At 55.5% G+C, this 11,231-nt stretch carries 11 protein-coding genes and 1 pseudogene; 4 read left to right on the top strand and 8 right to left on the bottom strand.

Annotation, left to right across the window (positions count from 1 at the left end; genetic code table 11):
• Positions 1-191 precede the first annotated feature (191 nt).
• Positions 192-473: a hypothetical protein gene (locus tag ACZ5FM_RS03085; RefSeq protein ID WP_464039679.1), complete on the top strand. Its 282-nt coding sequence runs from the start codon at positions 192-194 to the stop codon at positions 471-473.
• Between the two features lie 101 nt (positions 474-574).
• Here ACZ5FM_RS03085 and ACZ5FM_RS03080 read toward each other — a convergent pair whose 3' ends face one another.
• The 3 genes and pseudogenes from ACZ5FM_RS03080 to ACZ5FM_RS03070 form a co-directional block, all read right to left on the bottom strand.
• Positions 575-1,492: a c-type cytochrome gene (locus ACZ5FM_RS03080; RefSeq protein ID WP_464039678.1), complete on the bottom strand. Its 918-nt coding sequence runs from the start codon at positions 1,490-1,492 to the stop codon at positions 575-577.
• Between the two features lie 150 nt (positions 1,493-1,642).
• A complete protein-coding gene (locus ACZ5FM_RS03075) occupies positions 1,643-2,077 on the bottom strand; it encodes a c-type cytochrome (RefSeq protein WP_192487259.1) in 435 nt (144 codons plus the stop codon).
• Between the two features lie 131 nt (positions 2,078-2,208).
• Positions 2,209-2,847, bottom strand: a pseudogene (locus ACZ5FM_RS03070) (LysE family translocator).
• A gap of 127 nt (positions 2,848-2,974) precedes the next feature.
• Here ACZ5FM_RS03070 and ACZ5FM_RS03065 point away from each other — a divergent pair.
• Positions 2,975-3,679, top strand: coding sequence for a helix-turn-helix transcriptional regulator (locus tag ACZ5FM_RS03065; RefSeq protein WP_464039677.1), 705 nt, complete (start codon positions 2,975-2,977; stop codon positions 3,677-3,679).
• Between the two features lie 4 nt (positions 3,680-3,683).
• Here ACZ5FM_RS03065 and ACZ5FM_RS03060 read toward each other — a convergent pair whose 3' ends face one another.
• A complete protein-coding gene (locus ACZ5FM_RS03060) occupies positions 3,684-4,529 on the bottom strand; it encodes a metallophosphoesterase (protein WP_464039676.1) in 846 nt (281 codons plus the stop codon).
• A gap of 107 nt (positions 4,530-4,636) precedes the next feature.
• Entirely contained in the window at positions 4,637-5,239 is a 603-nt protein-coding gene (locus ACZ5FM_RS03055) for a superoxide dismutase (RefSeq protein WP_192487255.1), read from the bottom strand.
• Between the two features lie 214 nt (positions 5,240-5,453).
• Between ACZ5FM_RS03055 and ACZ5FM_RS03050 the strand changes: the two genes are divergently transcribed.
• Positions 5,454-5,786, top strand: a complete 333-nt coding sequence (locus ACZ5FM_RS03050; protein WP_464039675.1) for a hypothetical protein — start codon at positions 5,454-5,456, stop codon at positions 5,784-5,786.
• Between the two features lie 21 nt (positions 5,787-5,807).
• Here ACZ5FM_RS03050 and ACZ5FM_RS03045 read toward each other — a convergent pair whose 3' ends face one another.
• Positions 5,808-6,356: a GNAT family N-acetyltransferase gene (locus tag ACZ5FM_RS03045; protein WP_275640694.1), complete on the bottom strand. Its 549-nt coding sequence runs from the start codon at positions 6,354-6,356 to the stop codon at positions 5,808-5,810.
• Between the two features lie 74 nt (positions 6,357-6,430).
• The gene (locus tag ACZ5FM_RS03040; protein WP_250983102.1) at positions 6,431-7,312 is read right to left on the bottom strand and encodes a branched-chain amino acid aminotransferase; all 882 of its coding nucleotides are present in this window, start codon (positions 7,310-7,312) and stop codon (positions 6,431-6,433) included.
• Positions 7,313-7,558: 246 nt separating this feature from the next.
• Here ACZ5FM_RS03040 and tam point away from each other — a divergent pair, with 246 nt between their 5' ends.
• Positions 7,559-8,329 (top strand): trans-aconitate 2-methyltransferase, encoded by a 771-nt coding sequence (gene tam, locus ACZ5FM_RS03035; protein ID WP_464039674.1) that lies wholly within the window; start codon positions 7,559-7,561, stop codon positions 8,327-8,329.
• Positions 8,330-8,410: 81 nt separating this feature from the next.
• On the opposite strand, the gene ACZ5FM_RS03030 is transcribed toward tam, so the two are convergent.
• Complete coding sequence (locus ACZ5FM_RS03030) at positions 8,411-10,888, bottom strand: membrane-bound PQQ-dependent dehydrogenase, glucose/quinate/shikimate family (RefSeq protein WP_464039673.1); 2,478 nt, start codon at positions 10,886-10,888, stop codon at positions 8,411-8,413.
• Positions 10,889-11,231: the final 343 nt, after the last annotated feature.

The following is an 11,231-nucleotide window of genomic DNA, read 5'->3' as shown; positions in this document are numbered from 1 at the left end:
GAAATAAGCAATGGTAGCGCCCGTCTAGGCCGGGCATTACTGAGGGCGACAGCTTACGAGATGATTAATTCCGCAGGGTTCTCAAAGGCTTGGTTAACGAAGTCGATCCATCCTCAACGCTGCATCATCAACCACTAAAGGTTTGCACGTTAAGAGCGTTTTTTGTGATTTTTAGTTGTTGAGGAAAACAAATGCACCAGTGGATAGTGGCCGTACTCGTAGTGAGCATGGTGTGTGGTTACACAACATATTTCTACGCCCGCAAGATCGCCAGAGAAGATGGGCTGGATGACCAGAAGCCAACATGGTTCGGCGGATGGAGGAATGTTTCGAAGATCAATACTATCCTGAAACAACGCGCACAGAAAGGCGACCGATTGGCCGCGCGAATACGAATGCTGCATATCGTGAGTAACGCGTCCATACCGCTTTTCATCATCGGCATGGCTGTTCGAAATGTCTGGATGCGCTGACATTACCTGCCGTCAACCTACGTTGGCAGCCGCTTAGAACCGACTGTTGACGACGGTGCTTTTGCCACACCATTCGTCCACATCAGTTTTCAGACTGGATATTACCGTGCCGGGATGGCCTTCAGGTAGGCGGCAATCGCATCACGGTCTTCGGCTGTCAGTCGCGCCATGTTTTGCTGCACCTTCACCATTGAGCCACCAACACTGTCGAACTCTGGCGTGAAGCCGGTTTCCAGATAGCTTGCGATATCTGCATCAGCCCAGTTTTCCATATCACTGGAACCAGGGGTGATATTGGGAATGCTGCCCTCGCCTTCCGGATTGGGACCACCGGCCAGCCACTTGTCTTTGAGGAATCCACCCAACAGGTTGCGTGGTGTATGACATTCACCACAATGGCCCGGCCCCTCGACCAGGTACTGGCCGCGCACCAGTGCGGCATCGGCGTTTGCCAGCTCGACGCGTGCCGCACCTTCGTCAAAATACAGGAACTTCCAGCCACCCAGAGCAAGCCGGATGTTGAACGGGAATGGCAAGTCATGGTTCGGTGCGACTTGATCGCTGGCAGGCAATGTCTTCATATAGGCAAATAGATCGCTGATATCCTTGGCGGGCATCCGCGCGTAGGAAGCATACGGGAAGGACGGATAGAGGTGCTCACCATTGCGGCCGGTGCCGCGGGTCATGGCATCGCCAAATTCTGCAAGGGTCCACTCACCAATACCGGCCTTTGGATCCGGCGAGATATTTGGCGCATAGAATGTGCCGAACGGGCTATGCAGCGGCGCGCCGCCAGAGAGTTGTAACAGGGCATCCCCCGTAGCATCAGGCGCGGCATGACAGCTTGCGCAACCACCGGCCCAGAACAGGTTTTCGCCATTGACGAGATCTGGAGTTCCGGCATTGGCCCAATGGCTTGGCGCCTGCCTGTCCGGCGCCGTAACTACGAAGAAAATGCCTGCACCTGCAACAGCAGCCAGAGCCGCGGCGGCACCAAGCTTTACAAGCTTCGAAGCCATATCATTCTCCCGAAATGCACAGTCTGAAAAACAGTCTGAAAAATGCCGGTCTGCGCGTACCCCCAGCGATCGGGATGACAGACCATGGATATCGTCAGCAGAATGTGCGGCTCATGCTGAACAGCCGCACATTCTCAGCAGGCTTAAAGCTTAACGCTTCAAGCGGTAGGTCTGGTGGCAGACACCACAATCAGCGCCGAGCGACTGCATGGCGGTTGCAACGCCAGCCTGATCGGCAGGCAGCTGCGCCAGAACGGCATCAGCGTCTGCGCCGAGCTTTTCGGACTTGGCCTTGAAGTCATCAAAATTCTGCCAGATGGCTGGAGAGGCTGCACTTCCGGTTTCCGTACCGGCCGGGAACTGATCAGGGAATGCCTTGGCATTGGTGCTGATGGTCGTGACAGCAGCCTTCACCGCTTCAGCATCGTAAGGCTTCTGGCCCTTGGCGATGGCATTCAGCGCGCCCATTGCGCCGCCGATTTGCTTCATCATGCCTTCGCGCTTTTCAATTTCGCCAGCAGCGGAAACCGCTCCGGCGCAAAGACAGCCGAACAACATGGCAGCCGCAATGGTCTTCAATTTCATATGCTTCTCTCCTTGATACCGGCCAAAGGGACGATTCAACATTTAGGGACGCCCGAACATGCCCCGTTTGACGTTTCGAGAGAAGTCACAATAAGGTGAGGTTTGGTGATTTTCGCTGCTAAAACAGTCCTCTAAGAGACTTTTGTCAATTCCGCCCACAGGGTTAGCGCCGATACAACAACCAGCACCAGACCCGCCGCACGTCCGACAAAAACCGTTGCTGCAGGTGATGAAACCAGAAACCTGCGACTTTTATCCGCCGTCAGCGCCAATGCGCCATAGACGCTGAACTGGGTTGCGGCCACCATGGCCCCCATGATCAACCCTTGTGTCCACACCGGGCCATAGGCGGGTTTCAGAAACTGCGGATAAACCGCCAGCATGAACAGATAGGCCTTGGGGTTGGCAAGGCAGGTCAGGATGCCGCGCCGGAAGGCACGCCAAGCCGATTTGCTGGACGATGCCTCATCTCCCTGCACGGTAATTGAACTGCGCATCAGGCTGATGCCGATCCAGATCATTTAACCAGCGCCCAGCACAAGCAGCGGTGTGAACAGGCTGGGCATCGAGGCAGCCAGCAGCCCGACACCGGCCGCACCATACAGCGAGTGGACGACACCACCGGCCACGATACCGAGAATGGCGAAAAAGCCGGTACGTTTTCCGCCGGTCAAAGAGCTTGCCAGCACAAACAGCACGTCCATGCCCGGCACAATGATGATGCCAAACAAAAGCAGGAAAAACAGCCAGAGGTTTTCGCTATAGGCCATGTCAGTATCTCCCCCGCATTATTTGCTGCAAACTGCGCGCGATCCCAAGGTTTTCAACCCGTTTCTGGTGTTTATAATCTCGTGCTACTGACAGCGTTCTGTCAGTAGCCTTCGCACGGAGACAGAAATGCGCAAAGCATCACGGCTTTTCGAAATCATCCAGATATTGCGGGTGGCACGCCAGCCGGTGACCGCACAGCAGATTGCCGACACGCTGGAGGTGACACCTCGGTCGGTTTACCGCGACATTGCCGCCTTGCAGGCCATGCGTGTGCCGGTCGAAGGCGAACGTGGCGTGGGTTATATCATGCGGCCCGGCTTCAACCTGCCACCGCTGATGTTTTCGATCGAGGAAACGGAAGCCATCGTTCTTGCACTGGCACTTGTCAGCAGAACCGGCGACACGGAGTTACGCCAGGCAGCCAAGCGGGTCAGCGACAAGATTGCCTCATCGGTCCCCGAACCCCTCTCCCGCATTCTGTCCACCACTGCGCTACATGCCTGGGGCATTATTGCCAATGCACCTGATGGCGTGGACCTGTCGATGATCCGACGCGCAGTTCGCAACGAGGAAAAGCTTGATATCACCTATCAGGACGAAGCCGGTTCGCTGACCGAACGGCGGATACGGCCAATCGCGGTGATCTATTATTCCGAAACCGCCAATATCGTCGCCTGGTGCGAGTTGCGGCAGGCGATCCGCAACTTCCGTGCGGACCGTGTCAAAAGCTGCATCGAAACGCAGGACTTCTTCAAACAGCAAGGTGAGGCTTTGCGCCAGCTATGGATGGCCAACTGGCAATATAGTCAAACGCCGAAGACCAACCCTTGAGCGATCAAAGCGCTAGCGTGCGGCTGTCTTCACGACCGAAACCGCGAACCTCGATACGGTCAGCATAGACATCGGCAATGGCAAAGGTGTTTTCGTCAGGCGTGTCCACCATGCCCTTGAAATTGAGAAAATGCTTGCCGTCTATTTCGCCGTAATTACCGACATGGTTATGGCCGCAGAACCACGCCACAAAACAATCATGGTCGGCCAACAACGACAGAATGCGTGGCGTATCCCACAGGTTATGGGCATTATCAGGGAACACAGGATAGTGGCAGAAGATCACCACCTTCTGATTGAGACGTGCTGCGTCTTCCAGCGTGTTTTCCAGCCAGCCAAACTGCTCATCACTCAATGAACCATTCCAGGTCTGCGCATTGATGGCGCCAACCGCCTGCAATGTCTCCAGCCGCGTGGCGGCGATTTCACGCTTCGGGTCATGTCTTTCCGGTGCAAACAGACTGACGTCAGATCCATCAAGAACAATGAAACGCATACCCTGCTCGGCAAAGTCATGCCAAGGCGATGGCATGCCCAGTCGCTGATAGACGTCTGGCAATTTCTCAGCATCGACGGCAAAGTCGTGATTGCCCGGCAACAGAACGGAACGGTGCCGCAGCTTGTCGTAACAGGCAAGGATTGCGTCGAAGCTGGTCCAGTCACGATCGACCAGATCACCCAGCGTCACGACGAAGGCCAGATCCTCACCATTCATCGTTTCAATCGCCGCATCGAGCTTGCGTGGGGTATTGGCGTAATAGCGCCCCGTATCAGGCTTCGGTTCGATGTCGGCATATTGGGGGTCGGCGATGATGCCGAAGGAAAATAGCGGTGCAGCAAGATGTGTCATGGCGGCGGCTTTATGCCCTGCACATGACAGCGATATGACATCGCAGCCACATAGCAAGACACCCGGCACGAAGGCCGGGTGTCTCGTAAAATCGAAGGTTGAAAACCTTACTTGGAAGCGGCTTCGAAGCGCTCCAGAACGTAGTCCCAGTTGATGAGGTTATCAACGAAGGCTTCGAGGTACTTTGGACGCAGGTTGCGGTAGTCGATGTAGTAGGAGTGTTCCCAAACGTCGACGCCGAGGATCGGCTCTGCACCGTGAACCAGCGGGTTTTCGCCGTTCGGGGTCTTGGAGATTTCGAGCTTGCCGTTCTTGACCGAGAGCCATGCCCAGCCGGAGCCGAACTGTGTGGTACCAGCAGCGATGAAGTCTGCCTTGAACTTGTCAAAACCGCCGAGGTCGGAGTTGATTGCAGCTTCCAGCTTGCCAGGCAGCTTGTTGCCGCCGCCGTCCTTCTTCATCCACTTCCAGAAATGAACGTGGTTGTAGTGCTGGGCAGCGTTGTTGAACAGGCCAGCATTGGTGCCGAAAGACTTCTTGACGACTTCTTCCAGCGACAGGTCAGCAAGGCCAGCTTCAGCAGCAAGCTTGTTGCCGTTGTCTACGTATGCCTTGTGGTGCTTGTCGTGGTGGAATTCGAGCGTTTCGCGCGACATGTATGGTGCGAGAGCGTCGTAGTCGTATGGAAGTTCGGGAAGTTCGAAGGCCATGGTGGTACTCCTTGTTGCAGCGGTGACCCGCTCCTTGAAACCTTGTGCGCGGAACATAGGAGCGGAACTCAATTGAGGCAACCTGCGAAATATCAAAATGTTCCGGCAAAAGAGAAAATTCCACTACCAACATCAGAAATTCACAATCGCATTCGATGGTTGCGTACCGATTCAAGAACTTCGGTTCGGCATTACTGACAAGGAAAGCGACAAGATGAGGAAAACCCTCTGCACTGCAATTCTGGCAAGCATGATCTCACTCCCTGCTGCCGCCTCATCGGATGAAGCATGGCAGGAGTTTACTGCCGACGTCCAGGCGAAATGCCTCGCCGCCACGGAAGGCATGATCGAGAACGCCAAGATCGTGGTCGATCCGTTTGGTAGCGAAAGCTACGGCCTTGCGATCGTCAGCGGTAAAGCCAAGGGGGCCGACGCGACGATCAGCCATATCTGCGTTTACGACAAGCAGGCAAAGACCGTGGAAATCGGCGGTGAAATGACGACGGACACCGTCAAGATCGATATTCCCGATCAGGCCAAGCCATAAGGCGAGATAGCCCCAATCATATCAGGGCTGGAAGCGCGGCGTCGTATCTGCTTCACCAAGCGGGCGTTGCATCAGCACAGTATCAAGCCACTGGCCATGCTTCCAGCCGATTGACTTCAATGTGCCGACCATTTCAAAACCTGCCGCGCGGTGCACCCCGACCGAGGCGGCATTGGCGGAATCACCGATCACCGCCACCATTTGCCGAAAGCCCTTGGCCGTCGCGTCGCCAATTAGCGCATCCAGCAATTTTCGGCCAATGCCCATGCCTTTGGCATCGGGGCTGACATAGACCGAATCCTCGACCGTTGCGCCATAGGCCGGGCGCGCACGGTAGGCACCGGCATAGGCGTAACCAGCGATACGGCCTTCAACCTCAGCCACCAGATAAGAAAACCCGCCGGAGACCAAAGCGTCGCGACGCTTGAGCATTTCATCAACGGAGGGCGGATCGATTTCGAAGCTCGCCTTGCCGTGCAGGACAGCATCACGGTAAATTTCGGTTATCGCTGGAATATCGTCTGTATGGCTCTGACGAATAATGATGTTAAGCGAAGATTTTTCGGCCATTTGCCGTCATCCGGAATATGTGTTGCAGGAGAAAAAAAACGGCCGGGGAACCCGGCCGTTTCGTAGATGTGTGATCAGGCGTCAGTGCCTGACTTGGCCCATTCGAGATAAAGCTCCAGCGCCTTGCGGGCGACCGGGCCAGCCTGCAATTCCTTCTCGTCCAGCTTTGTGACCGGAGAAACCTTGGAATAGTTGCCGGAGCAGAAAATCTCGTCGGCGTTCTTGAAGTCTTCCACCGAAAGCGTTGCTTCACGAACCTCGAAACCCGCCTGACGAAGCAGACCCATAACGCGCGAGCGGGTGATGCCGGCAAGGAAGGTGCGGTTTGGAACCGGGGTCAGGACAACGCCATCCTTGACCATGAAGATGTTGGAGGCTGCCGTTTCAGCAACATTTCCGTTCATATCGCGCATCAGGGCATTGTCGAAACCACGCGAACGGGCCTCAATGATCGCACGGCCGCTATTCGGATAAAGGCTGCCTGCCTTGGCGTCGGTCATTGCAGTTTCCGGCGAAGGGCGACGCAGCGGAGAAACGGTGAGCGTCAGCGACTTGCCCGCATCCATAGGTGCTTCAAACAGGCAAAGAGCAAAACGGGTGGAGGCTCCGTCTGGCGCCACAACGCTGCCAACTGAGCCATGTTCAGCCCAATACATAGGCTTGATGTAGATGGCGGTCTTGCCATCAAACTTCTTGACGCCTTCGAGTGCCAGCGCCTCGATTTCCTCAGGGGTTTTGGTCGGGATCATGCCCATGTTGGTGGCCGAGCGATTGACGCGCTGGCAGTGCAGATCCAGATCCGGTGCCAGACCATCGAACCAGCGAGCGCCATCAAACACTGTCGAAGCCAGCCACATGGCATGTGAGGTGGGGCCAATCAACGGCGGATTGCCGGGCAGCCATTCACCGTCAACATAGGTCCAGGTGTTTGATTTCGGTGAAGTATCGACGGCCATTCTCAAAGTCTCCTATAGATAAGTGGCCGGAGTGAATGCCTCGACCTGCATCAGGTCAAGATAATTTTTCCGCAAAAACACAAAACGACGCAAAACAATATCCACCTGCGGTATCTGAGCAAGAATCTTCCATCGAACCAACAACTTGATAAATGGACGCATAACGATAAATGATGGAGCGGGTAAAAACTGTGTAATTGAAACGGGACACCTGACCGAAGGTGTCAGCATGGGAGACTCACAGATATGGCATGGTCCGCCGCACAATACCTCCGGTTTGAAGATGAAAGAACACGCCCTGCCCGCGATCTGCTGGCGCAGGTTCCGCTGGAAACGGTAATGGCGGGTTATGACCTCGGCTGCGGTCCCGGCAACTCCACAGAGCTGCTGACAAACCGCTACGGTTTGAATGTGATCACCGGCGTGGACAGCGACGACGACATGCTGGAAAAGGCCAGAGATCGCCTGCCGAATACCGAGTTTCGCAAAGCCGACCTTTCCACATGGCAACCCGATACCCCTGCCGACCTTTTATATGCCAATGCAGTTTTCCAGTGGATACCGGACCATCTCAGCGTGCTGGAAAAGCTGATGGATCATCTGAAACCGGGCGGCGTGCTGGCGGTACAGATGCCGGACAATCTGTCTGAACCGACCCATGTCTCGATGGGAGAAACCGCGTCTGTCGGGCCTTGGGCCCCGGCCTTTGCCGACGGATCTTTGCGGCGTAAACCACTGCCCTCCCCAACCGCCTATCTCGACCGGCTTGGTCCAAAATCGGCACGGGTCGATGTCTGGCACACGATCTATAATCACCCGATGGCGGATGCCAGCGCGATCGTCGAATGGGTGAAAGGTACTGGACTGCGCCCCTATCTGAATGCCGCAGGTGCTGAACATCAGGAAGCGTTTCTGGCTGACTATACGGCGCGCATCGCCAAGGCTTACGCGCCGATGGCGGACGGCCGTGTCCTGCTACGCTTCCCGCGCCTTTTCGTTGTTGCTGTCAAGAAGTGATCCTGCCGGCCGAGCGGTAGCCCCGAGCAAAACAGACAAAGACCCCGCCCATATGCATGGGCGGGGTCTTTCATTTTTCAATCAGTTCAGCCGATAGGCAATAACACTGTCACCCAGTGTCGTGCCGATTGAGCCATGACCACCGGCGGCAATGACGACATATTGTTTGCCATCTGCTCCGCGATAGGTGACGGGCGTTGCCTGCCCGCCCGCCGGCAGACGGGCCTGCCACAGTTTTTCACCTGACTTCATGTTGTAAGCTCGCAGATAGTTGTCGAGCGTGGCAGCGGTGAAGGACACACCGCCTGCCGTGGTCAAGGTGCCGCCATGGGCGAGGATGCCCATCGGCAGCGGGATTGGCCATGAGTATCCCAATATCTTCTGGTCCTGCACCGTGCCGTTGCGGCGTTTCCACGCGGTTTTGCCCGTTGTCAGGTCGACGCCAACCATTTCACCCCATGGCGGTGTATTGCATGGCAGCCCGATGCCGGACCGGAAGTTAAGGATGCTTATGCCAAATGGCCCACCAAGATTTTCATTGCCGGGGTTGGTGCCCTCCTTGGTGAAGAGACGGGCATTCAAATCATCCGGTTTGCGTGGATAGGCCTGATAGAGATAGGGCAGATATTGCGGTGTACCGATCAGCCATTTGTTGACCGGATCAACCGCGATCGACCCCCAGTTGAACACACCAATATTACCCGGCCAGACAAGCGAAGGTTTGCCGATGCCGGGAGGTGTAAACGGATTTCCATCATATCGTGCCTGCTTGAATGCCAGACGGCACATCGCCTGGTCGATCGGTGAGACACCCCACATGTCGACTTCACGCAGCGGTGCCGGTGTGAAGTTCAGCGACGAGACAGGTTGTACCGGTGACGGTTTTTCATTGGGCACATCGGTTTCCGTGCTGACCTTCTGTTCACTGACCGGCAAGATAGGCGTGCCGTCCTGACGGTTGAGAACCCACAAGTTGCCGCCCTTGGTCGGCATGATCACCGCCGGTACATTCTTGCCGTCCTTGGGAAGGTCGAGAAGTGTCGGCTGAGACGGATTATCACGGTCCCAAAGATCGTGATAGGAGGTCTGGAATTTCCAGCGCAACTTGCCTGTTTCAATATCGAGTGCTGCCAGCGCATCGACAAATTGCGTGTCCTCTTCAGTGCGGTTCATACCGAACTGATCAGGAGACTTGTTGCCGAAAGGCACATAGACAAGACCCAGCGCTTCATCGGCACTGAAGGTTGTCCATGCGGTGGGAGAGTTGGCCTCATAGGTTTCACCGGCGGCGAGAGGCGCTGTTTCATCCGGTTTTCCGGCATCGAATTTCCAGACGATTTTGCCCGTGCGCACATCATAGGCGCGGATCACGCCCGAGGTATTGTCCTCGTAATAATTGTCAGACACCGAACCGCCGATGATGATGAGGTTTTTCGTCACCAGAGGTGCTGAGGTCTGCATGTAAGAGGATTCATGCAACATCGGCATTTGCGCCAGAAGATTGACATAACCATTTTCGCCAAACTCGGTGCAAAGTGCACCGGTATCGGCATTCAACGCATAAAGGCGACCATCAACCGTGGTGGAGATGATACGCCGTGGGCAGGTCAATGTAGCCGGAGCCGGCGCGACCACTTGCGGTGTTTGGGTTTGAGCCCGCGTTTGAGCCTGTGTCCGTGTCGTGCCATCGGTTGCTGGAGCAGCGGGAGCTGCAGGAACTGAGGTGGCAGCAGGTGCTGCAGGTGCGGCGACAAAATCGCTGCTGTCATTATAGGACACACCACGGCATGTCTGGTGCTGGAAGAATGTGCTGGGTTTCAGCTCAGGGTCAAACTTCCATTTAACCTCCCCCGTTTCCGGGACCAATGCCTCAACAATGTTATGTGGCGTGCAGAGATACAGCAGTCCGTTGACCTTCAAAGGTGCCACCTCGAAGGTAAACTCCTTGCTGTCATTGGCAGTTTTCAAATCGCCGGTATGGTGTTCCCAGGCAACGGTCAGCCCGTTGACAGTATCGACGTTGATATCACTGAGGGAGGAATAACGTTGGCCGAGATTGTTGCCGCCATAGGCAATCCAGTCATCTGCCGGGTAAGCCGGCGTGCCAGTCGCAGCGGGCTCGGCCTGGGCGGATTGCGGTTGAAGTTCACCATCGATCAGCCTCGGGTCAACAAACCATGACACGACGCCCAATACAGCGATGACAAACACGGTCATGCGCAACAAAGCAACGCTTTTGCCTTTGGTTTTAAGGCCATAGGGCACCAGCGGCAGGCTAAGCAATAATCCGAGGAAGGTCAGCAATGCACCGCGCGGTATCCATTGCCACTTGTCGAAACCCACTTCCCAGATGGTCCACACGAAGGTGGCGATCAGAAGCAGTGCATAGAGAAAATACCCAGATTGACGACGGCGAATGAGCTGGATGGACGCCAGCAACAGACCAACGCCGATAACGACATAGAAGACGCTTCCGCCAGCCATTGCGAGTTGCACACCGGGATACAGTATCGCCAAAGCCAGTATGGCCGCAACAACCCCAATAATGAGAACAAACATGTGTTCTCCTTTCGCAGATCTGAAAAAATCACCGGTGCCGGAAAGGCTTTTCGACACCAGCATCAGCAGAGGTGAAGCGCGCTCTTTTTTCAGGGTGGCTTCAGTGGATGAGCCCATCTTGCCGGGCGTCATTCTTTAAAGACCACAATCCGGTGTCGTTGCTGAACGACATTTCAGCCACCGGTTGCGACAATGTTTTTGACATGTTTCAATTTGAAAGGGAATACTAATTAACGAGCTTCTGATGCACGCAAACAGAATGCTCCGGACACCTCATGTCAGGTTGCACCTTTGCCCCAAACGCAGCGTAGCCTGAAATGTTCCTTCCGCATATGGAAAGGAC

Source organism: Agrobacterium sp. 5Ca50, from assembly GCF_055381905.1.
This window is presented reverse-complemented; position numbering and strand designations above follow the sequence as displayed.